Consider the following 24710-nt stretch of genomic DNA (forward strand, 5'->3'; position numbering starts at 1 on the left):
GATCTTGGCGAGGAAGGAATCGACCTCGGCAAACTGTACGACTATGACATCATTATGCTGGATCTGAACCTGCCGGATATGTCCGGTTACGAGGTTCTCCGCACTCTGCGCGTCTCGAAGGTAAAGACGCCGATCCTGATCCTGTCCGGCAATGCCGGTATCGAGGACAAGGTTCGCGGCCTCGGCTTCGGCGCAGACGACTACATGACCAAGCCCTTCCACAAGGATGAGCTGGTCGCCCGCATCCACGCCATCGTTCGACGCTCCAAGGGCCATGCCCAGTCCGTCATCGTCACCGGCGACCTCAAGGTCAATCTGGACACCAAGACCGTCGAAGTTGGCGGCCAGCGCGTCCATCTGACCGGCAAGGAATACCAGATGCTCGAGCTGCTCTCCCTGCGCAAGGGAACGACGCTCACCAAGGAGATGTTCCTCAACCACCTCTATGGTGGCATGGACGAACCTGAGCTCAAGATCATCGACGTCTTCATCTGCAAGCTGCGCAAGAAGCTCGCAGCAGCGACGTCCGGAAAGAACTACATCGAAACTGTCTGGGGCCGCGGCTATGTGCTTCGCGAGCCGGAGGTGGAACAGGCTGCGTAAGCCTGATCCTGACAGCGTTCCAGTTCAAAAACCTCGCAAGATCGCTCTTGCGAGGTTTTTTGTCGAGCAGCGCGATGCATGCATGAAAACGGCCGGAACCCAAGGTTCCGGCCGTAGAAGACTTCGAACGGGTTGCGTGAAGCGTCAGAGATCGAGCTGATAACTCTCCGGGACGTACCGGAACCCGTTGTCATTCGCCTCGACATAGCCCACCGACGGGAATGGCATGTGGTAGCCGGCGAACGGGATCTTGTCGCTGGCGAGCATGCCCAGGATCTTGCGCCGAGCAGCGGCTGCAGCTTCCTTGTCCATGTCAAAGCGAACTTCCCAGTCGGGATAGGCAAGAGACCAGACGTAGTGGTTCGCCGTGTCAGCGGCAAGGAGCATCTGGGCGCCATTGCTTTCCAGCATATAGGTCATGTGGCCCGGAGTGTGGCCATGTGCCGATACCGCGGTGATGCCCGATACGACAGAACCACCGTCATCGAGGAAGGTCATCTTCTCGGCCAGCGGCTTGACGTTCTTGGCCATCAGCTTGGTCACGCCGTTGGCTTCCGGATCCATCTTCGACCAGAAGTCATATTCCGTCGTACCCGTAACGTAGCGCGCGTTGGCAAAGGCCGGCGCATCGCCTTCCATCAGGCCACCTATGTGATCGGGATGCATGTGCGTCAAAACCACGACGTCCACCTGCTCGGGCGTATAGCCCGCGCTCTCGATTGCCGCACGCATGTTGCCGCGGGCAGGCCGTCCACCCTCGCCGACCCCCGTATCGAAGAGAACCAGCTCGTTGCCGGTGTTCACCAGCGTCGGAGTAAAGAACATGCGGACCTTGTCGGCCGGAATGAAATTCTGGCTCGAAGCCTCACCGAACTCTTCGGCGCCCACATTCATGCCGAATGTCTTCTGCGGCTCTTCCATCGTCACCGCGCCATCGAGCAGCGTGTTGACCTCGAAGCCGCCCAGTGTGTAGCGGGCAACAGGGTTTGACAGCGCACCCTGCTTTTCGGCACCTGCGATAGCCGGCGTGATGGTTGATACGGCAGCCCCTGCCAACGCGCCGCCAGTTCCCAAAAGGGCCGCACGTCGCGAGATCTTCAAACCCAAATCGCTCATGTCACTCTCCAAGTCGATTACCCACTCCGCTGCGAGCCCAGGCCGGCCAAACCGTCACTCTTCCAATAGCGTACCAGAGAGGATCTTTCGGCCTCTGTATGCTCGCGCGGGATCATGCGGACGTCTGACCGCACTGCATAGAGAGTGGTGCAGAACGCTCTTTAGGAAAGTGACAAAGTGAATTTCTTCATGAGCGGAAACAGTGAGATCGTCTCGAATTCGGTATCTCCCGTGAAAACAAATAGTTATTTGCCTGGCGCCATTCATGCGTCTTTAATGGCAGAAGGAATGGAATGGGAGGAACATCGCGTGAGCAGCTTGCCATTGAAGCCGATGGTCCTGCTTGCAGGCTTGGCAGCAGCACTGATTGCCGCGACCCAGACACCGATTCCGCCCGGCTGGAGTGTTGCCGCGGTCTATGCCTACTGGTTCGTTCGTATTGCGATCGAAGCGGCAGTCATTATCGCCGGCCTCCACCTGATCGCGTCCAGCGCCGCGCATCCGTGGAAGCGAGCACTGGCGGCCCTGGGGGTTGCGCTCGCGACCCTCGTTCCCTTCGTGCTCGCCGTTACCGCCATGGATATTATCCTCGGCCTGCCGGAACTGGAACAACTGGAAATCTCTTCAACCCAGGGCGGCTTGGACGTCGCCTTAGCGCCGGACCCGTCAGCGGTGGGAGACCGACTGACAGTGTTCCTCTTCGAGTTGTTCTATCTTCTCGACAATCACCTTGTCCTCACGTGCATTGTCGCCGTTCCATGGATAATGCAAGCCGCTCCTCAGGCAAGCGCAGAAACGCCTGCGAACGACCATGAGCGCGCCCCCATTGTACAAGGCCAGCTTGCGGCTGACCCCGCCATGCACTCCGCCCCTGCCGCGGTTCTCACTCTTCTGGAACCCCCATTCGATGACACCTTGCTGCGTGCCGAAGCGCAGGAGCACTACGTGCGCCTTGTCGGCGCCAGCCAGACGCGAATGGTACTCCTTCGTTTCAACGACCTGGTACGGCAATTGCCCGAGACCATGGGAATGCGTGTCCATCGCAGTCACTGGGTGTCGACCGACGCAGTTGAGCAGCTCTATCGGGACGGCAACAACCTCCGCCTCAGGTTGAAGGACGGAACGTCGGTCCCGGTCAGCAGGCGAAACGCGCGCAAGGCTGAAGCCCTTTTCCAGATCAAAGCCTGATCGGAATCGCAGGCGCAAAGACGAAACGGCGACCCATTGGCCGCCGTCTTGTACATTCTGACAATGATCGATCGACTAGGCTGCCGCCTCAACGATGCAGGCTGCCTCCGGCTCCCGCGACCAGACGCGGTGCGGATGAACCGATCTTGGCCGCCGTCTGCTTGCGCTGGAACAGTCCGCGCTTGCCGGCAACGGGCTTGAACGCGTCGGTCAGCCCGACGACCGTCTCGGCTGCACCCAGAACAAGATATCCGTCTTCCGGAACCATCTTCGCAAGGCGATCCAGAATTTCCGTCTTGGTCGGTTGGTCGAAGTAGATCAGCACGTTGCGACAGAAAAGGACATCGAACTCGCCGAGGTGCGAGAAGTTGTCCAGCAGGTTGAGCTTGCGCCATTCGATCATGGCACGCAGATCCGGGTTGATCTGCCACATGTCGCCCTTCTGATCGAAGTACTTCAGCAGCATCTGGATCGGAAGACCGCGCTGAACTTCGAATTGGCTGTAGAGACCGGCCTTTGCCTTCTCCAGAACCTCCATCGAGAGGTCGGTACCGATGATGCGGGTACGCCATCCTGCCAGCTTCGAAGCCGCTTCCTTGATGCAGATACCCAGGGAATAGGGTTCCTGACCGGAGGAAGCCGCCGCACACCAGATCTTGAGCGTCTTCGTGCGGGACCGGGCCTCTAGCAGCGCGGGCAGCATCGTGTCGTTGAAGTGATCGAACGGCGTCTTGTCACGGAAGAAGAACGACTCGTTCGTGGTCATGGCCTCGACAACATCATTCTCGAGCTTCGCGTTGCCACCGCGCTGCAGGTGCCCGATGAGCGTGCTCAGCGTCTCATACTTGGCTATCTTTGCGATCGGAAGCAGACGGCTTTCGACGAGGTACTGCTTGTCGTTTGAAAGGACCAGACCCGACCGGTCCTTCAAGAACTTCTTCAGGAAGTCGAATTCAGTCGGGGTCATCGAGCGCCGCCCCCCTTCAAGATACGAGCGACTTTCGGGCCGATTTCAGGCAGCGGAAGAATGTCACTGCACATTCCCGTGTTGGCTGCAGCTCCGGGCATACCCCAAACAACGCTCGTTGCTTCATCCTGTGTAATGACACTACCCCCTCCGGCCGAGATCGTTTTCACGCCGGCAGCGCCGTCATGTCCCATACCGGTCAAAATGAGGCCGAGGGTCGCGGAACCATAGATCTTGGCGACGCTGTCAAACAGCGGGTCCACGGCCGGTTTACAGAAATTGACGGGCTCTCCGTCCGTCAAACGGATTTTCACGGACCCGGCGTCCTTTTCGAGGATCATGTGCTTGCCGCCCGGAGCAACGTAGATGTTGCCCGGCTTGATGACTTCTCCGTCCTCGCCTTCCTTGGAAGGACGCAAGGCAGCCTTGCCAACATGTTCGGCGAGGATGGCTGTGAAGGTCGGCGGCATGTGCTGTGTGATGACCACGGGAACGTCGTGCATCGCCGTCCCGATTTCCTTCATGACCTGCTGCAGAGCCTGCGGGCCACCGGTCGAAGATCCGATTGCAAGGATCCTGGGCTTGACCGCGGAATAAGGCTTCGTCTTGAGGGCCGAAGGAGCCGCAGCTCCTGCTCCCGGCCGAAGGCTTGTTGCGGGCCGCGCAGGGGTTGTCAAACGACCGACAGGTGCCTGCGAAGCGGTCCGCCCGGCATTCGTTTCCGCGCGCATCGTTCGCGCAGGACCACGCATGCGTCGGGCACGCGCACCCAAGGCCTTGACCTTGTCGATCAGCTCTCGCCTGAAATCGACTGAAGTCGTGACTTCAGAAGTGGATTCCGGTTTGGGAACATAGTCGGAGGCGCCCAGTGAAAGCGCCTTGAGACTGATCTCGGCATTTCTGCGGGTAAGCGTCGAGGCCATGATCACGACGAGATCGCGCTTCTTGGCCAGCATAAGCGGAAGTGCCGTCATGCCGTCCATTTCCGGCATCTCGATATCGAGGACAACCACGTCCGGATTGCTCTTCTCGATATCATCGACCGCGAGCTTTCCGTTGCGGTGCGACCCAACGACAGACAGCCCTGGATCGGCGTCCAGCCAACGGCTGAGGAGGCCGCGGATGACAACTGCATCGTCAACGACCATGACGCGGATGGGGTCCGTGCCCGGGTTGGCCCCGGTACTAATGTTTTGTTGTGCAAAGGCCATTCAATGGGTCCAACGCTAAACTAGATAAGCCCGACTTCCTGGAACTTCGCTTCTACGATTTCCCGGTCAAACGGCTTCATGATGTATTCGTTGGCACCAGCGCGGATCGCCCGGGCAATGTGAGCCACATCATTCTCGGTGGTGCAGAACACCACGACGGGCTTTTCGCCGCCTTCCTCGCCGCGCAAGCTCGTGAGGAATTCCAAGCCATCCATGACCGGCATGTTCCAGTCGAGCAAGATCGCATCCGGCATGTTCTGCCGGCATGCATCGAGTGCCTGCTGACCATCTTCCGCTTCGGTGATGGTAAAGTTCATGTCTTCCAGAATGCGGCGTGCCACCTTCCGGATAACGCTCGAGTCATCGACAACAAGACATTGCTTCATAAGGGTAGTCTCCGTTGAACGGCCGGTTGCTTCCGGTCAAATAATCAGGCCGCTGCCATCGGCTCCGGGAACATCGTGCCAAGCAGGCGCGCGACGTCGAGGATCACCATCAGTCTCCCATCCAGACGGTGAACGCCGCCTGAAATCTCTGCCCAGCGCTTGTCAAGGTTGGACGGATTGGGTTCGGAAGAGCTGCTCGGAAGGGTCAGAACCTCGCCGACGGAGTCGATCACGAGACCATAGCTTTCCTGCTTGTATTCGATACCGACCGCCATCATCTGACCTTCCTTCTGCGGCGGCAGATGGAGGCGGCGACGCATGTCGATTGCCGTGACGATGCGTCCGCGAAGGTTCAGCACGCCTTTGACTTCCGGAGCTGAAAGCGGCACGCGCGTGACGCTTTCCGGCACGAAGACATCGTGGACCTGGCTGATGGGCAGTCCGAACAGCTGCCCACCGATGACCACCGTTACGTATTGGATCATGTCAGCGCCAGCGGCGACGTTGTTCTCCAGCACGCTCATGCGGCAACTCCCATTTCACCAGAGAAGACATCCTTGAGGGCCGCAATCAGGCCGGGACGGTCAAACTTTGCGACATAGTCATCGAAGCCTGCCTGGCGTCCGCGTTCGATCGATGCCGGTGTCACCATGGCGGACAGGGCAAGGATCGGAATGTTGCGGAAACGCGGATCGCGGCGCAGTGCTTCACAGAACTCGAAGCCGTTGATATCCGGCATTTCGATGTCGCTGACGACGGCGTGGAACTTTGCACCGTTCTCCAGAAGCTCCAGAGCTTCCTTCGGGTTGTTGCAAGTCGTCACATCGTAGCCGGCGGCCTTGAGAACCGGGGTCAACATGTTGCGGAAGAAGGACGAGTCATCCACGAAGAGCACCTTCTTGGTGAGCATCGCGATGTCCATTTCCTTGCGCATGAACCAATCTTCGAATGCCTGCGGCAGGTAATAGCCGAGGTCGATGATTTCGGTCGCGCGTTCCTTGACAACTGCAGAGCCGAGGATACCCGGACGCTCCGAGCCGACCTCGATGTTCATGCGATCCTCGACAATGTCGACGATCTCGTCGACCACGAGGCCCATCGAGCGGCCGCTGTCGGAGAACACGAGCATCGGCTGCGTGCCTTCCATCTTGTGCTGGTCGCCGTCGTTGATATAGACGAGCGGCATGAGAGCACCGCGGTACTGCACGAGATCGCGGCCGTTCGAACGCTCGATCTTGGAGACCTCGAACTCTTCCAGGCGCGTGACGAGTGAGAGCGGCACAGCCTTCGGCTCCGGTGCTCCGGCGCGGAAAAGCAGCAGCGAGATCGACGACTGACTGGTCTGAGCCTTGCGATGCATGTCTTCCGACTCGTCCTCGCTCTGCTCGGCCACCGCGCTGGAAGCATGGCTTGCCATTGCACTCGCGACACCGTTCGGATCGATGATCATGATCACGGAGCCATCGCCGAGGATGGTATTGCCCGAGAACATGGTCAGGTTGCGGAGCATCGTGGACATTGGCTTGACCACGATTTCCTCCGTATGGAAGACACCGTCGACAACAACGCCGAAGGTCTGGCTACCGACCTGCATGACCACGATGAAGCCATTGTCATCGTCGATCGCGTTCTCGATGTCCTCGCCTTCATAGATACCAAGCAGCTGCGACATGTGGACCAGCGGCAACAGCTTGTTGCGCAGGCGCAGGACCGGCGTGTCCTTGATCCGCTCGATGCGGTGCTCGGAATTGTTCTGAACACGAACCAGCTCGACAACCGAGAGCTGCGGGATCGCGAAGCGATCGCCACCGGCTTCCACGATCAGGGTGGAAACGATTGCCAGGGTCAGCGGGATCTTGATGATGAAGCTGGTGCCCTTGCCCGGTACGGAGCGAAGGTCGACCGTGCCACCGATCAGCTCGATGTTGTTGCGCACAACATCCATGCCGACGCCGCGGCCCGATACGCTCGTCACCGCTGCTGCGGTCGAGAAGCCTGCAGCAAAGATGAACTTGTGAATCTGCGCGTCGGACATCTTGTCCACTTCGGCCTCGCTCGCGAGACCTCGCTCAATCACCTTGTCCTTGATGCGCTGAACGTCGAGACCCTTACCGTCGTCACGGACCTCGATGATGATGTGACCACCTTCATGGTAAGCGGCAAGGGTGATCGTACCCTTGTCCGGCTTACCGGACTCGCGGCGCTGAGCCGGCATTTCAAGGCCGTGGTCGGCGGAGTTGCGAACCATGTGGGTCAGCGGATCCTTGATCATTTCAAGGACCTGACGGTCAAGTTCGGTATCGGCGCCGATCATTTCCAGTTCGATCGGCTTGTCGAGTTCCTGGCTCAGGTCGCGGACGATACGCGGCAGCTTCTGCCATGCGTTGCCGATCGGCTGCATGCGGGTCGCCATGACGCCTTCCTGCAGCTCTGCGGTGACATTGGACAGGCGCTGTAGCGGAACCTTGAACTCACTGTCTTCATGACGGCGAACGATTTCAAGAAGCTGGTTACGGGTCAACACCAGCTCGGAAACCATCGTCATCAGATGTTCCAGCGTATCCACGGCGACGCGGATGGACTGGTTCGAGACGGACGGGCCACCGGCCTTCTTGTCGTCGGCCTTCGCGGCTTCCGGCTGCTTTTCCGCGGCCTTTTTGGCTGCGGCAGGCTTCGGCGCTTCTGCTACCGGGGCTGCAACGGCCTCGGGGGCAGGAGCTTCCAGTTCGGCCGGGGCTTCCTCGACTTCAGCTTCGGCGACTTCCACTTCGACTTCGGTCTCGCGGAATGCGCGCTCCAGTTCGTCGAGGGAGACTTCACCCGGACGCAGTTCACGCTCGAGGCTCTGGTCCGGAACCTCGATTGCCGGCTCCGGCTCAGGTTCGGCTGCCTTGGCAGAGGCGCCACCCGCTTCGGCACTCATCGACATGCGCTCGAGTTCGGAAATCAGATCGCTGTCGTCACCAGCCGGCTCTTCACCTTCGGCAGCCTCAAGATCACCAAGGATGTCCTTGATGCGATCGATAGAGCTAAGGATCAGGGAAACGGCATCGGGCGTCACGGGAACGCCTTCGCGGAACTTGCCCATCAGCGTCTCTGCTGCGTGCGCAATCCCTTCCAGGCGAGGTAGGCCCAAGAACCCGCACGTACCCTTGATGGTATGTACGAGACGGAAAATGTTATCAAGGATCGTTGCGTTGTTGGGTTCCTGCTCGAACTTAACGAGCTCTACGTCAACAACATCGAGACTTTCATTGGTCTCGGTAATAAATTCCCTGAGGAGGTCGTCCATGGCCTGCTCTCACCCGACTTGGTTACTGGTTCCGCGCCTACGAGAGGCGGCTGGACCGGGATGTCCATGTCAGTGAGGTTGGGCCGAAACAGTTAAGATACGCTGAAACAGTCGAAGACTTTTATTCAACCAGTCTAGACTGCCTTTGTAGCACTGAGGCGAACCGTGTCTTCTTCCTTGGTTATTGCCAAAGTCATTCCGCACTCCCTTGCAAGAAGTACTGTATAAATTGGCTGCACCGAATGGGCATCGACACGCTCGGGCTCTTCTCCCGAGAGGATTTCCTGCATGCCAAGAGGAATGCGCGGGTTCAGCCCTTTCGCGGAAAGGATAAACTCCGGGGAAGCTGGCTCGCCATCCATCACGACGGTGATCTCGCCACCACGCGGTACGCACTGGTTTGCGATCAAAATGAGGTTGAGCAGAAGCTTGACCAGGTTCTTCGGCATCAGGTGCCGTTCAACCTGCCAGTTCAGGTCCGATTTCTCATTCTCCATGAAGCCGGTCGCGACGACCTGCGCGTCACCCATATCGATCTCGGCCCCGGCAGAACCTGCGGCGCCGAAAGCAAGACGGGCGAACTGCAGCTTGGCAGAGGCCTGGCGGGCACTCTTGCGGATCAGGTCCATGGCGAACTCGCGCATGTCCTCGGACCCTTCCTCGTCGAGCACTTCGAGCCCGTTCGTGATCGCGCCGACTGGGCTGATGATGTCATGACAGACGCGGCTGGCCACGAGTGCGGACAGGTCGAGCGAGGAAAGTTCCTTGAGTGCGGTCATAGCGGATCAATGCCCTTCGAAGCGCTGCAGAGAATGATTCGGTTAACTAAACTTCAGGGATACACACGATGTGCTGGCCTGCCAAGCTGCCAGCAGGTCTCAAAGCTGTGGTTTACAACCGGTTTTCTCGGCCTGCACGGCTGCATCGGCCATCAGTTGCTGTGAATTGACCAGAAACAGGAAGCGGTTGACGATCGAGTGAAAGAAAACGAGCTTGCCATCCACGATCGCAAAGATGAAAGGATTGCCCGCCGTGGCATATCCCTCGGCCAAAGCAAACCCGCCGCATCCGGCAAAAAGCGGTGCATAGACCTCAGGTGCCTTCCTGAATGCCTCCAGGTTTCCCTGGTTGACAAAGATCCATTCCGCGCCGCCCCACCTGAATTCGAATTTCTTGCTACCAGGACGCGGCTTCCGGTCAACGAAATAGGCAACAGGATCGTGACCGCCCAGCGCATAGCCGGCGATGGGATCCGGGACAAAGGTTTCCGGCCGCGCGGTGGCTTGCTGCAAGAGAAGGCAGAGGAAAAGGATCGCAGCGGGCAAAAGCCACACCCTTGTCCTATTTGCACTACACTCTGGCATCGATTCGCATCCAAGTTCTTCGGCAGCCATGACGAATCATCTGCCGCAGGCAATATTCTAGCACTACGCCCGCCATCCGGCGCGAGCCGTCGGGCGTGTCAACGGGAGACAATCTGAATGAACCGGCTTACCACTTCCTTCTCCAAGGGGCTGGCCATGCTCATGCTTGTCTGCGGCATGACGTCATTCGCAAACGATGCGGCGAACGCTGATCAGGGCAGCACGCTTCCGCCCCAAACCTATCAGGAAGATGAAATCGTCAAGGCAGGCCACCAGTTCTTCGGCTCCGTGTCCGGCGGACTGGCTTCCGTGGTCGAACGCGCCTTCAGCCAATATGGCGAACCCAACGGTTACATCCTCGGCGAGGAAGGCTCGGGAGCTTTCGTTGCAGGGGCACGCTATGGCGAGGGCCACCTCTACACGCGCAACGCCGGCACCCACAAGATCTTCTGGCAGGGCCCGTCGGTCGGATGGGATTTCGGCGGCGACGGAGCTCGCGTCATGATGCTGATCTACAATCTTCCGTCACTGGAGGCGATGTACAACCGCTTTCTCGGCGTGAACGGGTCGGCCTATCTGGTCGGCGGCGTCGGCATGACCGTCCTGAAGAATTATGACGTGGTCGTGGTTCCCGTACGCTCGGGCGTAGGCGCCCGTCTCGGCGTAAACATGGGCTACCTCAAGTTTACCGACAAACCGACCTGGAATCCTTTCTGATCGACCCTTGCCGGTAGCCGGGGCTGCGGCAAATGCTACCGGCGTCCACCGTAAATCCTTGGCGGATTTGACCGGCTCGGGTAATGATGGGATGGTTTTAATGTCTTTGGATCGTTCACGGAGCCGGTCTTGATTGAAGCGGCAATGTATATTGCACTCGGCTTTGCGCTTGCCACGCTGCTGGCCGCCGCGATTTTTCCGGCTATCTACAGACGCGCCGTGCGCCTGACCAAGGAAGCCATACTCGCCGTGAATCCGGGCACATATGCGGAAGTTCGCGCTGCTCAGGACTTTGAACGAGCCACTCATGCCATCGAAATGCGCCAGGTTGAAGAGGCCATGGAGCGCGAACGCCAGACCGGCGCCCGCCACCGCCTCGAGGCCGGCCGTTTGACCGCTGAGACCATCAGGCTAAAGGCCGCTCACAAGAAAGAGATCGAAGCTCTTGTGAAAGCCCTTGATGAGGCGCAGACAACATCTGGCGGCAGAAAGGCAAAGACGAAAGCTCTCGCCCAGGAGCTTGCCCAGGCCAAGGCACGACTTTCCGACGCCGAACAGGAACTTGCAGGGTTCAAGACCGAAAGCGAAACCACCTCCGCGCAGGATCCCGCCGAAGACCCGCGCGACCCGCTGGTTCAGACTACGATTGCGGGCCTCGAACTTCAGGTCGCGACCCTGAAGGCGCAGCTGGAGAAAGACGGAAGCAAGGCGGTCGTCACCGATCCGTTGCTGTTGACCGATTCGAACGACCTTCGAAAGATCATCACCAGCCTTGAAGCCGAACTGGTAGACGCCGAAACGCGGTTCATATCCGCCCAGGCCGAGGTCGCCCGGTTGTCGGCGGCCATGGACCCTGAAACGCCAAAGGGTGACGACCGGATTTCCCAGCTGGAACGTGATCTGAAGTGGGCCCAGGATGAAAAAGCCCGGCTTGCCGCGCTTCTCAAGGATCGAGACAGAACGCTCAAGCGCGCCAGGGATCAGGTCTCTGATCTCAGAAGCGACCTCGCCGCTACATTGCAGGCGAGCCCTGCACCGGCGCAAAGCGAAGGAAGAACGTCAGAGGGTCCGTCCGCAAAGCCGGATGTAAAAACGACCTCGACCAACTCGGATGACACCGCGGCCAAGGCCGGGAACGGAACCGCAAGCGCCAACAATCCGGCTGTTCTGGATGCATCCGCCCTGGTCAACCGGATCATGCGCTCCGGCAGCGCAGCCCCAAAAAAGACAACCGCAGCGCAGGATGGCGAGACCTCTCAAGCATCCCAGCGACAAAAGGCGTCTGCAAAAAGCGAAAAGACTGTATCCGCAGCCACCGGATCCCCGCGCACCAAGAGCAGCCGCGCCAAAAATCGCGATGTCGCCTGATGTCGCCCCATCAAGCATCTCCCGCCACGCAAGGCGGACAGGGAACCACCAGTCACAATGCTGATTGCACGCCACAACGCCATTCTTGAAATCGCCCGCCAGTCAGGCAGGGTAAGTGTCGATGACTTGGCCAAGCGGTTTGATGTCAGCCCCCAGACGATCCGCAAGGACCTGAACGAACTCTGCGAACGACGCCTGCTTGCAAGAACCCACGGCGGAGCATTGCTTTCATCGGGCATCGAGAACGTCGGCTATGAAGCGCGGCGGATCATATCGAGCAAGGAAAAGGCCGACATTGGCGCCAAGGTTGCGGAAATCATTCCCGACAATGCTTCGCTGTTCATCAATATCGGCACGACGACGGAATCCGTGGCACAGGCGCTTCTGCAGCATCGCGGCCTGATGGCGATCACGAACAACATCAACGTTGCAAGCCTGATGCGCGGCTACACCCAGATCGAGGTCGTCATCGCAGGTGGTGTCCTGCGCCATTCCGACGGCGGCATCGTCGGAGAGGCCGCCGTCGACTTCATGCGTCAGTTCAAGGTCGATTTCGCGATCGTCGGGGCTTCTGCGATCGATCCGGACGGATCGCTGCTCGACTACGATTACCGGGAAGTGCGCGTGACCCAGACAATCATGGAAAACGCCCGGCATGTCATCCTCGTTGCTGACAGCACCAAGTTCGAAAGAACCGCTCCGGTGCGGGTCGGGCACCTGTCCCAGGTCGACACCTTTGTTACAGATCAATGCCCTTCAGAGCGGATCAAGCAGATTGCCAGGGACGAAGAAGTGCTGCTGGTTGAAACCGGCAAGAATGAGACTGATTAACCTCCCGCCGGAACGGGCACATGTCATCACCCTCGCCCGAAACCAAGACCGAAACAAACGCCTGGCACGAGCTGCCCTTTGAAGCCGCGCTTCGGCATTTCAACTCGAACCAGAAAGGCTTGAGCGAATCCGAAGCGGCTCGCGCGCTGGAAAGGTTCGGTCCCAATGCGCTGCCCGCTCCCCGTCCCAAAAGCCTGCTCAGGCGTTTTGTCGGCCAGTTTCACAACCTCCTGATCTATGCGCTCATCGCGTCTGCAGCCGTGGCGTTTGCCCTTGACCACCTGGCCGATAGCCTCGTCATCATGGCGGTCGTCATCGCGAATGCAGTGATCGGCGTCATTCAGGAAGGCAAGGCCGAGAACGCCATGGCTTCGATCCGCAAGATCATAGCGCCTCGCGCCACGGCCATACGCGAAGGTCTGCGTCACTCCATTCCGGGAAAGGACGTCGTTCCCGGCGATATCCTGGTCCTGGAGGCAGGTGAACTCGTACCGGCGGACATGCGCCTGATCGAAGCCAGCGACCTTCAGGTTCAGGAAGCCATCCTGACCGGAGAATCTGTTCCGGTTTCCAAAAGGGTTGAACGCTCCGCCAGGGAGAGCGTTCTCGCAGAACGGTCCTGCATGGCCTATAGCGGAACGCTGGTCACACGCGGTCAGGGCCTCGGAGTTGCGGTTGCCACCGGCAGTGAAAGCGAGATCGGCAAGATAAGCGGTCTCGTCGGGCGCGTTCAGGAACTTCAGACCCCGCTCATCGCGCAGATGAACATATTCGCGCGATGGCTGACGTTCCTCATTCTCATTTTCGGAGCATTGCTGTTCGCTTATGGCTACTGGGTCCGGCACATGGATCCGCAGCCGCTCTTCATGGCAATCGTTGGCCTGTCCGTGGCGGCGATCCCGGAAGGCCTCCCGGCAGTTCTGACCGTAACCCTTGCCATCGGAGTTCAGGCGATGGCCAGAAGAAATGCAATCGTCCGCCGCCTTCCCGCCATAGAGACGCTCGGCAGCGTCTCGGTCATCTGCACCGACAAGACCGGCACCCTCACCTTCAACGAGATGGCTGTCACATCGGTGGTGGTTGCAGACCACGACTACTCGATCACCGGCCAGGGATATGCTCCAGACGGTGAGGTGATTGAGGTCGCGACCGGTCAGAAGCTTGACCGGCCGAACCACGACCCTGTTCTGGGAGAGCTGGCAACCGCCGCACGGTTATGCAACGACGCTCGGCTCATTCGCGATGAAGACGACTGGTCAGTTGCAGGAGATCCGATGGAAGGGGCCTTGCTGGTTCTGGCGGAAAAGACGGGCTGGCGTGAGGAGACCGCCCAGTGGCAGCGCTCGTCAGTACTCCCTTTCGACGCACGTCATCGATACATGGCAGTTCTGAATTTCTCCGATGATCCCGGGAATGCGCAGGGACTGATTTCGGTCAAGGGAGCGCCGGAAAGACTGTTGTCCATGTGCACCCATGTTCTGAAAGAGGATGGAACACACTGCCCTCTGGACCAGCGTTTCTGGCACCAGAAAGCAGAGGCCCTCGCAAGGGAAGGACAGCGCGTTCTGGCGTTCGCAACAAAGTCCGTTTCTCGCGAAACTGGCCAACTGCGACAGGCCGATATCGAAGAAGGCCTTGTCTTTCTGGGGCTCGTTGGCCTGATGGACCCCCCACGTCCGGAAGCAGTGGCATCCGTTGCCGCCTGCCTTTCCGCCGGGATCCGCGTGAAGATGATCACAGGCGATCACGCCGGAACCGCCGCGGCAATCGGCAGGCAGATCGGCCTTCTGCAGCCCGACAGTGTCCTGACCGGTGCCGATATGGACCTCATGCGTGACGTCGAACTTCGGCAGGCCGTGCTTGATACGGATGTCTTTGCCCGCACAAGCCCGGAACACAAGCTCAGGCTCGTGGAAGCGTTGCAAGCCCAACACCTGACGGTTGCCATGACCGGCGACGGCGTCAACGATTCACCTGCGCTGAAGCGGGCCGATGCAGGCATTGCCATGGGCCTGAAGGGTAGCGAGGCCGCACGTGAAAGCGCTGACCTCATCCTCGCCGACGACAATTTTCGCTCAATCGCCGACGCGGTTCGGGAAGGCCGGACCGTCTACGACAACATCGTCAAGGTGATTGCAGTTACGCTGCCCACGAGCACCGGAGAGGCCCTGACGATCGTTGCAGCACTCTTGCTGGGCCTGACACTGCCCATGACAGCAGCGCAGGTCCTCTGGATCAACCTTGTGACAGCATCGACCCTTGGCATGGCGCTCGCCTTCGAACCCAGCGAAGCGCAAACCATGACCCGACCACCGCGGTCACGCGCTCATCCGCTGCTGACCGGGCAGCTCGCCTGGTACATCGCTCTCGTTTCAGGGCTCTTCATGATGGCCGTCTTCGCGCTTTTCGTGTACGCGACAGAGCAGGGCCATTCGGTCGCTTATGCTCGCACAATGTCGGTCAACGCGCTCGCCGTACTCGAGATCTTCCAGCTTCTGTTCGTTCGCAACATGCATGAAGACCGTTTGAGTCTTCGTTCTTTCAGAGGAACCAGGGCTGTCTGGACGACGATATCGGTCGTGCTGATCGCACAAGCAGCCTTTACCTACCTCCACCCGTTCCAACAGCTTTTCGATACCGAAGCCCTGGACTATCGGGATGTGGCGCTGCTCTTCGGCCTCGGAGCCATACTGTATGGAATTCTGGAGATCGAGAAGCGCATGCGCTCTGCGCTGGGAGCCATCTGATCAGATGAACACCGTTCGATCCGGCGTTGGTACGCCAAACCGAAAAATATTAAATGGTGCCGGGAGAAAATGGCACGCCCAAGGGGAATCGAACCCCTGTTTTCGCCGTGAAAGGGCGACGTCCTGACCGCTAGACGATGGGCGCGCGGTGGGCCTAAGACTGTGTCTCGGGCCGTGGTTTGCGCGTATAAGACCCTCGAAGGCTTCGCGCAACCCCCTTTTCGAATTTTGTGGCAAGCCACCTGTTCATAACTTTTCAGCGGGCGACGAAATCACTTCTGCCGATCTGGCGACCGCTGGCGGGATCGATATGCAGCAGCGCCCGGCTCTCGCCTTCGCGGACCAGAACGATCAGACGGCCACCTGCCAGTTCCATGTCTTCAACAACCGCATTGGGCCCAATCACGATCGTTGACGGGATGGCATCGGCGTCCAATCCGGAATCTGAGGAGTTGATCTTGTAGAAAATAGCTGCGAAGACAGCCACAAATCCCGCGAACATCACAAGGGAAGAGCCGGCCAGCAGGCGCTTCAGCTTTGCCTGGATCTTCAGGGTCGCCGGATCAAGCGGTTGATCGTCGCGGCCCTGACCGTCTTGGCCATTGAGCTCAGGTTGATTCATGAATGACATTACTCCGGAAGATCCGGCCGAACTGGACGCGGACTTCACCTATCAGGTTGATGCAGAAGACACCGGCAAGCGCCTGGATGCCGTCCTGGCGGGGCAACTGGACAGCTTGAGCCGCAACCGCGTGCAGGCGCTGATCCGTGCCGGCGAGGTCACCGTGGACGGCGCCAAGATAGTTGAGCCTAAATTCCGGGTCAACGAAGGCCAGTTGCTTGCCTTGAGCGTCCCTGAGGCCGAGGATCCTGATCCGCAGGGAGAGGATATCCCGCTTACCATTGTCTATGAAGATGATCACGTCATCGTCGTCGACAAGCCAGCCGGTCTCGTCGTGCATCCCGGAGCTGGCAACTGGACCGGGACGCTGGTCAATGCCCTCATCCACCACTGCGGTGACAGCCTTTCGGGCATCGGAGGCGTCAAGCGGCCGGGCATCGTTCACCGCATCGACAAGGACACCTCTGGCCTGCTCGTGGTCGCCAAGACCGACGTCGCCCATCAGGGCCTTTCCGCCCAGTTCGCGGATCATGGCAAGACCGGCCCTCTGGAACGCGCATACTCCGCATTGGTGTGGGGAGCACCCTCGAGCCTCAAGGGAACTATCGACGCGAACCTCGCCCGCTCAAATGCCAATCGGCAAAAAATAGCCGTGGTGAAGACAAATGGCCGTCATGCAGTGACGCACTGGCAGGTCAAGGAGCGTTTCGGACCGGAGGACCAGCCGGCACTTGCATCACTGATGGAATGCCGCCTGGAGACCGGAAGAACCCACCAGATCCGCGTTCACATGGCCCATATCGGCCACCCGCTGATCGGCGACCATGACTACGGCGCAGGCTTCAAGACGAAGGCGAACCGTCTGGAAGAGCCGCTGAAATCCGTTGTCGCCAATTTCCCCAGGCAAGCACTGCACGCAGGCTTGCTTGCGTTCGCGCATCCTGTGACAGGGGAGACCTTGCGCTTCGAAAGCCCATATCCTGCTGATTTCGATGAGCTTTTGCGCGTATTACGAAAATTTTAGAATAGGCTTTCACTGGAAAGCCATGCAATGGGCGCATTCATACCTATATTGAGAAAAGCAGCGGGCCGGGAACGGGCGCTGCATGAACGTGTTTGCCTTGCATGCAGGACAGCGTTCGCGCGGGGGATCTGCGGAGCGTAGCCGTCTGAAAGGGAGCACATTTCGGGAGAAAGGGGGCGCATTTCATGGCCCAGAATGTACCGATGTTGACTGCCGGGGAAGGCGGATTGAGCCGCTACCTCGACGAAATTCGCAAGTTTCCGATGCTCCAGCCGCAGGAAGAGTACATGCTCGCCAAGCGGTACAAGGAGCATGACGACCCAGAGGCCGCCGAGCGGCTGGTCAATTCTCACCTTCGCCTCGTTGCCAAGATCGCAATGGGATACCGCGGCTATGGCCTTCCGATCGGTGAAGTGGTTTCCGAAGGCAATGTCGGCCTGATGCAGGCCGTCAAGCGCTTCGAGCCCGACAAGGGCTTCCGTCTTGCGACCTACGCCATGTGGTGGATCAAGGCCGCGATCCAGGAGTATATCCTGCGGTCCTGGTCGCTCGTAAAAATGGGCACCACCGCAAACCAGAAGCGCCTGTTCTTCAACCTGCGTCGCCTCAAGGGCAAGATCCAGGCTCTCGATGAGGGTGACCTGAAGCCTGAGCAGGTCAACCAGATCGCTACAACCCTTGGCGTCAGCGAAGAGGAAGTGATCTCCATGAACCGCCGTCTCGGCGGTGATGCGAGCCTGAACGCACCGGTTCGCGCAGAAGCAGACGCGGGTGAATGGCAGGATTGGCTGGTCGACGAGAGCGAAAGCCAGGAGACGATGCTCGCCAACCAGGAAGAACTGGATGTGCGCCGCAAGCTTCTGACAAATGCCATGGACGTTCTGAACGACCGTGAGCGGCGTATTTTTGAAGCCCGGCGGCTGTCAGAGGATCCAATGACCCTGGAAGACCTTTCCGGAGAGTTCGGTGTTAGCCGCGAACGTGTGCGCCAGATCGAAGTGCGCGCTTTCGAAAAGGTCCAGAAGGCCGTACGCAACAGCGCGCGCGACATGGAACGGCCAACGGCCTGAAGGCGCAAGCCCTCGCATGATTTTCAAAAAACCGGGCATTTGACCCGGTTTTTTCTTTGCGCCTCATCGCACACGTTTTGAAGGACTTGTTCCCGCGTATGTCCCCGCCTAGTCTCGCTATCGGCACGGGGGACAAAGATGCGAAAGGTTCTGAAGCAGCTGGGGAGCAAGCGCGTAGTTGTTGCCGCGACCTCTGTGATTGCGCTTTCAATCCTCACCGTCATTCGTGCAGCAGATCCCGCGCTGCTGACGGCCGTGCGCGAGCTTACCTTCGACAACTACCAGCGGCTAAGCCCTCGGAACTATGAACCTGCTCCCGTTCGTATCGTTGACATCGATGAAGCTTCGATTGCCGAATTCGGCCAATGGCCATGGCCTCGCAGCCGTCTGGCAGAGCTCACCAATGCTCTGAACGAGATGGGCGCGGCGGTCATCGCCTATGACGTCATCTTTTCCGAGCCCGACCGCACATCGCCACAGGCGGTGCTTTCCCAGCTTCCCGAACCGCTGCAGCAACAACAAAACATCCGTCAGGCATTCGAACGTCTTCCCGACAACGACACCATCTTCGCCGCAGCGCTTGCCCAGGCGCCTTCGGTCGTCGGCTTTGCACTTGTTCCCACAGCACAAGGCAGAACTCCCCAGGTAAAGACCGGGTTTGCTTTTGGCGGGCGCAATCCGTCGGAATTCCTGCCTCCGTTCAAGTCGACACTCCTGAGCCTGCCGGCACTGGAAACCGCCGCGGCGGGTTCCGGTGGAGTATCCCTCTCGGTCAATGACCGGGGCGGTGTCGTACGCCGCGTGCCACTCATCTTCACTGATGGCACGTCGCTCTATCCCAGCCTCTCCACCGAGGCCTTGCGGGTCGCCCAGGGAGCCGGGACGCTGCTGGTCAGATCCACCGGCGCCAGCAACGAGGTGAATACCGGGCGAGCGGCCGTAACGGATGTAAAGATTGGCGCATTTTCCGTACCGACGAATACGGCGGGTGAAATGTGGGTCCATTTCACACCGGAAATCCGCGAACGCTATGTCTCGGTGAAGGATGTCCTCGACCCGGCAAAACGCGATGTAGTGCTTCCCCTGATCGAGAGTCAGATCATTTTCGTCGGGACTTCGGCTGCCGGCCTCCTTGATCTTCGAGCGACGCCGTTGATGGACCTCACGCCGGGGGTATCGATCCATGCTCAGGCAATCGAGCAGATCCTGTCCGGTGACTTTCTCACTCGTCCCGACTGGACCTATGGCGCCGAGATCATTCTCACGTTCCTGGTCGGGTCCGCAATAATTCTGGCTTTTCCGGCAATCGGTAGCATTGGTACAGGCGTTTTCGGCGGCATGCTGGCAGCAGGTCTTGTCGGTGGTTCGTTCTATATGTTCAAGCAGGACGGGCTTCTGATTGACCCCGTCTATCCGAGTTTGGCCTCATTGCTTGTCTTTGCGGTAGCGACCTCGCTTCTGTATTTCATGACCGAGCGTGAAAAGCGTTTTGTCCGCCAGGCCTTCAGCCAATATTTGTCGCCTGAACTTGTTCATCAGCTCGAAGATGCTCCAGAGCAACTTGTTCTGGGCGGCGAGATGAGGCCCATGACGATCCTCTTCATGGACGTGCGCGGCTTCACTCCGATTTCCGAGCAGTTGACACCAACCGAACTTGTTTCGTTTCTCAACACCCTGCTCTCGCCTCTATCCGACATTATTCAGGCCGAAGGCGGCACCATCGACAAATACATTGGCGACAGCATCATGGCGTTCTGGAATGCCCCGGTGACAATCGAGAACCATGCAAGCCATGCCTGCCGGGCGGCACTTGCCATGATCGAACGTGTCGAAGAACTCAATCGCGCAGACGCCTTCGGCTTCAAGGCAAGAGGCCTGAAGACACAGAACGTCCAGATCGGGATCGGTCTGAATACCGGGGAAGCATGCGTGGGCAACATGGGATCCGACCGGCGCTTCAACTACTCGGTCATCGGCGACGCGGTCAACGTGGCGTCCCGGATCGAGTCCAGCTGCAAGGCCGTCGGGGCAGAGCTGCTTGTCTCGGAACATACCCGGCAAGCAGCGCACGAATTTGCCTATCTGGAGGCAGGGGAGATTCCACTGAAAGGCAAGTCCGAACCAGTCAAGCTGTTCGCGCTCGTCGGTGGAGAAAGCCTGACCAACACCGGGCGATTTTCGGCGCTCTCAAGTTACCATTCGGCCATGATCAACGCACTAAAGGACGGCGACCCCAATGTGGCGCGGGAACGCCTTCTCGACTGCAAGCATCATACTCCAGAAGGCCTTGGCCCTTTCTATGCGGTGTTTGAAACGCGCGTCGCTGCCCTGGAGGGCGCTACGGACCAGGTAGACGCGGCCGTCTGAGCAGCCGCGCCTCCCGTAAACTCAGCGGATTTCTTCCGCGTAGGTCGAGACCGGCACGACCTCGCCAATAAGTTCGTTCGCCGCCATGAATTCGGCAAACCGCTGGTAGCGACCCGTGTCCAGGCTGGACGGACGCTTCGCGAACCGCGGCAGCGTGTCCGCCCACGCACGGCGATTCAGCTCGTCATCGAGATTCGGATAGGCCTCGACAAAGGCGTTCCATGCTTCATCCGGATGGTTGGTCAGGTAGATCGTGGCAGCCTCCACAGCGGCCAGGAACTTGGCGTAACGCGGGTCACCGGTCTTGTCCTTGTGAACGACATAGATCAGTTCGTCGAAGATCGGCACGCCGTTTTCTTCCGGATAGAAGGCAACGCCCTTCTTGCCTTCAATCTCGAGCTGGGTCAGTTCGAAGTTGCGGTAGGCACCGATGACGGCATCGACCTGTCCCGACATCAGCGCGGGCGACAGGGCGAAGTTGACGTTGATGAGTTCGACATCGTCAAAGCCAAGACCAACGGACTTCAGCATCTGACCAAGCATCGCGTCTTCGAAGCCGGACACGGAGAAGCCGACCTTCTTGCCCTTGAGGTCCTCGAGTTTCTGGATGGGCCCCTCTTCCAGAACGATCAGCGAGTTCAGCGGCGTTTCGACCAGCGTACCGATCCACTTCAACGGCAAGCCCTCATGGATCTGGGCGTGTAGTGTCGGCTGGTACGAAATCGCGATATCGCCCTGCCCGGCGGCAACGAGCTTCGGCGGCATGGCCGGATCGGCCGGCTCGATCAACTCGACATCAAGACCTTCCGCCTCAAAGAAGCCCTTGGCCTTCGCGACGATGACCGGAGCATGGTCGGGATTGGTGAACCAGTCCATTAGGACCGTGAGCTTTTCAGCGGCATGCACGGGCGTGGCCATCAGCACTGCTGCGGCAATCGCCATCCGAACGATATTTTTCATGGACAGTCTCCACATGATCGGCAACGTCAGTCTTCGAGTTGCCAGGGAACAAGGCGGCGGGTGAGCCCGTCGACGGTGAACCGCAACGTCAGCACCATGACCGCAAGAAGAATGAGGGCGGCAAACATCACATCGGTCTGCATCCGGGCGTTCGACTGCAGCATGATGAAAGCCAGACCACCTTTCGCACCGACCCATTCCCCCACGATCGCACCAATGGGAGCGAACACGGCGGCGATGCGAATGCCGGAAGCAAGGCCGGGCAGTCCGGCAGGAATGCGGAAGTAGATGAGTTCTTTCCAACGGCCAAGGCGATAGAGGCGAGCCAGATCCGCAAGGCCCTGGTCGGACCGCCGCAGGCCGTCAAAGAAGGACGACGTGACCGCAAAGAAAATCACCAGGACCGCCATCACGATCTTGGACGCGAGGCCAAAGCCGAGCCAGAGGACCAGGATCGGTGCGATCGCAAAGACCGGTAGAGCCTGCGTGACCAACACCACCGGCAAGACCGCGCGGCGCGCCATCGGCGACAGCCACATGACGATTGCCAGCAGGCTTCCGGCAATGACGCCGAAGAAGAAGCCGATAAGTGTCTCATAGGCGGTCAGCAGGGCGTGTTCGAGCAGGAAGTCCCAACGGTCAGCGAACGCTTCTGCAACGCGGACCGGACTCGGCAGCATATAGGGCGGGATGTCGAATGCACGGACCAGAAACTCCCAGCCCAGTGCAAATCCGACGACGCCTGCCAGAATGCGTGTGAGGCGCCAGAAAACAGCCGTCATGCTGCCTCCCCGGCTGCGCACCGCAAGCAGGTGACGGCATTCTCTCCGCAATATTCGGAAAGACCGGCTATCTGACCGGTCCGACATATCAACACAGCAGGATCTCCCGTCTTCGGACAAACCGAAAGCGACATTGGAGATCCGGGATAAGGCTAAAGGCTTCCGTCCCTTCGCCGGCATTACCCGGATCAGGTTCTAAGGGTTCGGCTTTGCCATCTCAGTTCTTTTTCAAGAACACCCCTCGGACCGGAAACGAAAATGCACCGGCTCGTGGGAAAACACAAGCCGGTGCATTGGGGATTTTCGATTGTTTCGGAACTTATCCGGCCAGCCAGGCAGCCAGAGCCTGCTCAACGGCGGCGGAACCGGTCTCGCCCTTTTCGAGGGTCAGAATGCCCCTCTTGCCGTTCTCGTAGAGCATCGGAATATCGATCCAGCCGCGTTCACGCAGCAGCCCGATATTCCGCTCCGTCTCACTGTTGATGTTGGAAAGCGCAATCCAGAAATAGCCCGGAGACACCTTGACCGAGGCACCGATCAGCGCATCACCGCGGGCTTCTTCCGTCGGCTTCATCACGAGGCCCGGAACATTGACAACATCGCCGGCCGCAAACGTTTCCGGGAAGTTGTACTTGATCTCGACAAGGTGGCTGGCAGGAAGCGAAGCATCCGAATTCGGCTTGATCCGGATGTCAACCGACACGTCACGCTCCGGAATATCGACACTCATACTCAGAACACTCTGCGCCTGACCGTCCAAAGTCGTCTCTTCCTCGACGGCCCAGACGACCTGTCCCTGCGAGGCCGTACCTGCGCCGGCGGAGTTTTCGCCTTCCTCGTATAGGATCGAGCGCTGCGCCTCTCCATCTCCGGTAAGGGCAGCTTCCGAAGTTTGTGGATCCACCGACGAGATGAGGTTTTCTTGCGACGGCGCGGCGGTGTCGGCCTGCGGCTCGGCAGCAACAGGGGCCGTCGGTTCGGCCGGAGCGGGCGGTGACGTAGGCGTGATCAGCGTGGTTGTCACACTGCGAGCGTCGGATGCTGCGGCCGGGTCGCCATTCTCGTTGAGCAACCGGTCTTCGATCTTGCTGCTTTCGTCTTCTGCAGGCGCAATAGCCTCGGCAGGTGCCTCGGCAACCTCCGGAGCTGCGGGCTCGGACGTTTCAACGGCTGGCGGAGTAGTTTGCTCATCAGAGACGATCTCGGCGACCATGTCTCTCTGCGAATAGATCACCGCGGCGATACCCACCGCGATCACGACAAGAAGACCCACAAGTGCAAACGGTAACTTGCTGTCGCGCTGGCGGAGGGCGGCAGACGCGCTCTTTCGGCCGCGCGCACGTCCTGCCGGTCGTGCCTCAACCGCTTCGTCTTCATCTTCGGATGCGAAGATATCCTCGTTGTCATCCCCCGAATCCATGCCGGATCCGAACGAGGGTTCCATGCGCGAGCTATCGCTTTCCGCCATCGCATCGCGGGTCGACTGAACAGCCTTGTGAGAAGCCTCCCCAAGCCCGTCCGCCTCTTCGACCGCCTTTTTCAAGGGCGAGGACGGCTCTGAAACGGGCGCTTTCGGCTCGATCCTGCCTGCCGCAGCAGGCGTCAATTGCCCGCTCGCTGAACCCGATGAAGTAACCTTCGGTTCGTGGGCAGCCGGCGGCGCGCCTTCAGGTGCCGTGTCTGGCTCATCGGCAACGACCGTTTGCGCCGGTTCGGCCGGTTTTGGTTCGGACGGCTTGGATTGCGCCGGCTTGTTCTGAGGTGCAAGCCCCAGGCTTTCGCGCGCAGCTTCTGCCTCGACCTTGCGGATCGCCTCTTCAAGGCGAAGCTGTTCGGCTGTGATCTCCGACGGCGAGAGCGGTGGCTCGTAGGCTTTCAGCTGATTGACGATGGCGTTGCGCGCACGGCTGTAAACGCTGCGCCGGGCAGCACCGTTGTTTTCCGGCAGCGATCCAATCGTCTTTTTCAGAATGGAATAGTAGTCAGCCATCTTCCTGCCCATCGGCTGTGCGCCGGTTCAAAGATCTTCCTTAATAAAGGCTTATACCAAAGTCCCGCGCAGGCGAAGCCCAAGATCCTTCACGACTGCCCCCTG

At 59.3% G+C, this 24710-nt stretch carries 21 protein-coding genes, 1 tRNA gene and 1 riboswitch; of the genes, 9 read left to right on the plus strand and 13 right to left on the minus strand.

All coding sequences use genetic code 11. The annotated features are described in order from the left end of the window. The coding region (gene ctrA / locus ACN0SY_RS10270; protein WP_417686951.1) for a response regulator transcription factor CtrA at nt 1–603 on the plus strand (603 nt) is incomplete at its 5' end. Between the two features lie 144 nt (nt 604–747). Here the strand turns inward: ctrA and ACN0SY_RS10275 are convergent. Continuing rightward, nucleotides 748–1719 (minus strand): MBL fold metallo-hydrolase, encoded by a 972-nt coding sequence (locus ACN0SY_RS10275; RefSeq protein ID WP_417686953.1) that lies wholly within the window; start codon nt 1717–1719, stop codon nt 748–750. 309 nt (nt 1720–2028) lie between these two features. On the opposite strand from ACN0SY_RS10275, the gene ACN0SY_RS10280 reads away from it, so the two are divergent. Next, entirely contained in the window at nt 2029–2907 is an 879-nt protein-coding gene (locus tag ACN0SY_RS10280) for a LytTR family DNA-binding domain-containing protein (RefSeq protein WP_417686955.1), read from the plus strand. 88 nt (nt 2908–2995) lie between these two features. Here the strand turns inward: ACN0SY_RS10280 and ACN0SY_RS10285 are convergent, their stop codons facing one another. From ACN0SY_RS10285 to ACN0SY_RS10315, 7 genes are all read right to left on the minus strand, one after another. Beyond that, nucleotides 2996–3874, minus strand: coding sequence for a CheR family methyltransferase (locus ACN0SY_RS10285; RefSeq protein WP_417686957.1), 879 nt, complete (start codon nt 3872–3874; stop codon nt 2996–2998). After that, nucleotides 3871–5085, minus strand: coding sequence for a protein-glutamate methylesterase/protein-glutamine glutaminase (locus tag ACN0SY_RS10290; protein WP_417686959.1), 1215 nt, complete (start codon nt 5083–5085; stop codon nt 3871–3873). The genes ACN0SY_RS10285 and ACN0SY_RS10290 overlap by 4 nt, the downstream gene beginning before the upstream one ends. Before the next feature lie 20 nt (nt 5086–5105). After that, nucleotides 5106–5471, minus strand: a complete 366-nt coding sequence (locus ACN0SY_RS10295) for a response regulator (protein WP_417686961.1) — start codon at nt 5469–5471, stop codon at nt 5106–5108. A 44-nt stretch (nt 5472–5515) separates the two neighbouring features. Then, nucleotides 5516–5995 carry a chemotaxis protein CheW gene (locus ACN0SY_RS10300; RefSeq protein ID WP_417686963.1) on the minus strand — a complete coding sequence of 160 codons (480 nt, stop codon included), beginning with the start codon at nt 5993–5995 and terminating at the stop codon, nt 5516–5518. Beyond that, nucleotides 5992–8763 carry a hybrid sensor histidine kinase/response regulator gene (locus ACN0SY_RS10305; protein WP_417686965.1) on the minus strand — a complete coding sequence of 924 codons (2772 nt, stop codon included), beginning with the start codon at nt 8761–8763 and terminating at the stop codon, nt 5992–5994. Before ACN0SY_RS10305 ends, ACN0SY_RS10300 begins: the two co-directional genes overlap by 4 nt. A gap of 134 nt (nt 8764–8897) precedes the next feature. Further along, the gene (gene chpT / locus ACN0SY_RS10310) at nt 8898–9542 is read right to left on the minus strand and encodes a histidine phosphotransferase ChpT (protein ID WP_417686967.1); all 645 of its coding nucleotides are present in this window, start codon (nt 9540–9542) and stop codon (nt 8898–8900) included. 99 nt (nt 9543–9641) lie between these two features. Next, entirely contained in the window at nt 9642–10088 is a 447-nt protein-coding gene (locus ACN0SY_RS10315) for a YHS domain-containing (seleno)protein (RefSeq protein ID WP_417686969.1), read from the minus strand. 156 nt (nt 10089–10244) lie between these two features. Here ACN0SY_RS10315 and ACN0SY_RS10320 point away from each other — a divergent pair, with 156 nt between their 5' ends. The 4 genes from ACN0SY_RS10320 to ACN0SY_RS10335 all read left to right on the plus strand — a co-directional run bounded on the left by ACN0SY_RS10320 (nt 10245) and on the right by ACN0SY_RS10335 (nt 15790). Then, nucleotides 10245–10844 carry a DUF1134 domain-containing protein gene (locus ACN0SY_RS10320; RefSeq protein WP_417686971.1) on the plus strand — a complete coding sequence of 200 codons (600 nt, stop codon included), beginning with the start codon at nt 10245–10247 and terminating at the stop codon, nt 10842–10844. A gap of 144 nt (nt 10845–10988) precedes the next feature. Beyond that, on the plus strand, nt 10989–12212 hold the full coding sequence (locus tag ACN0SY_RS10325) for a hypothetical protein (RefSeq protein ID WP_417686973.1): 1224 nt from the start codon (nt 10989–10991) through the stop codon (nt 12210–12212). Nucleotides 12213–12269: 57 nt separating this feature from the next. After that, nucleotides 12270–13043 carry a DeoR/GlpR family DNA-binding transcription regulator gene (locus ACN0SY_RS10330; RefSeq protein WP_417686974.1) on the plus strand — a complete coding sequence of 258 codons (774 nt, stop codon included), beginning with the start codon at nt 12270–12272 and terminating at the stop codon, nt 13041–13043. 20 nt (nt 13044–13063) lie between these two features. Further along, nucleotides 13064–15790, plus strand: a complete 2727-nt coding sequence (locus ACN0SY_RS10335) for an HAD-IC family P-type ATPase (RefSeq protein WP_417686976.1) — start codon at nt 13064–13066, stop codon at nt 15788–15790. 70 nt (nt 15791–15860) lie between these two features. Here the strand turns inward: ACN0SY_RS10335 and ACN0SY_RS10340 are convergent. Both ACN0SY_RS10340 and ACN0SY_RS10345 read right to left on the minus strand, forming a co-directional pair. Next, nucleotides 15861–15935, minus strand: a tRNA-Glu gene (locus ACN0SY_RS10340). A 111-nt stretch (nt 15936–16046) separates the two neighbouring features. After that, on the minus strand, nt 16047–16412 hold the full coding sequence (locus ACN0SY_RS10345) for a hypothetical protein (protein WP_417686978.1): 366 nt from the start codon (nt 16410–16412) through the stop codon (nt 16047–16049). On the opposite strand from ACN0SY_RS10345, the gene ACN0SY_RS10350 reads away from it, so the two are divergent. From ACN0SY_RS10350 to ACN0SY_RS10360, 3 genes are all read left to right on the plus strand, one after another. Continuing rightward, nucleotides 16411–17436: an RluA family pseudouridine synthase gene (locus ACN0SY_RS10350; RefSeq protein WP_417686980.1), complete on the plus strand. Its 1026-nt coding sequence runs from the start codon at nt 16411–16413 to the stop codon at nt 17434–17436. The genes ACN0SY_RS10345 and ACN0SY_RS10350 overlap by 2 nt on opposite strands. A gap of 185 nt (nt 17437–17621) precedes the next feature. Further along, nucleotides 17622–18506 carry an RNA polymerase sigma factor RpoH gene (gene rpoH / locus ACN0SY_RS10355; protein WP_417686982.1) on the plus strand — a complete coding sequence of 295 codons (885 nt, stop codon included), beginning with the start codon at nt 17622–17624 and terminating at the stop codon, nt 18504–18506. 138 nt (nt 18507–18644) lie between these two features. Next, a complete protein-coding gene (locus ACN0SY_RS10360; protein ID WP_417686984.1) occupies nt 18645–20873 on the plus strand; it encodes a CHASE2 domain-containing protein in 2229 nt (742 codons plus the stop codon). 21 nt (nt 20874–20894) lie between these two features. On the opposite strand, the gene ACN0SY_RS10365 is transcribed toward ACN0SY_RS10360, so the two are convergent. The 3 genes from ACN0SY_RS10365 to ACN0SY_RS10375 all read right to left on the minus strand — a co-directional run bounded on the left by ACN0SY_RS10365 (nt 20895) and on the right by ACN0SY_RS10375 (nt 24605). Continuing rightward, nucleotides 20895–21833, minus strand: a complete 939-nt coding sequence (locus ACN0SY_RS10365; RefSeq protein WP_417686986.1) for an ABC transporter substrate-binding protein — start codon at nt 21831–21833, stop codon at nt 20895–20897. Between the two features lie 26 nt (nt 21834–21859). After that, the gene (locus tag ACN0SY_RS10370) at nt 21860–22615 is read right to left on the minus strand and encodes an ABC transporter permease (RefSeq protein ID WP_417686988.1); all 756 of its coding nucleotides are present in this window, start codon (nt 22613–22615) and stop codon (nt 21860–21862) included. A gap of 148 nt (nt 22616–22763) precedes the next feature. Then, nucleotides 22764–22867, minus strand: a riboswitch (TPP riboswitch). Between the two features lie 67 nt (nt 22868–22934). Next, nucleotides 22935–24605, minus strand: coding sequence for a hypothetical protein (locus tag ACN0SY_RS10375; protein ID WP_417686990.1), 1671 nt, complete (start codon nt 24603–24605; stop codon nt 22935–22937). Nucleotides 24606–24710 lie beyond the last annotated feature (105 nt).

Source organism: Roseibium sp. (genome assembly GCF_048261595.1).
Lineage (GTDB): Bacteria > Pseudomonadota > Alphaproteobacteria > Rhizobiales > Stappiaceae > Roseibium.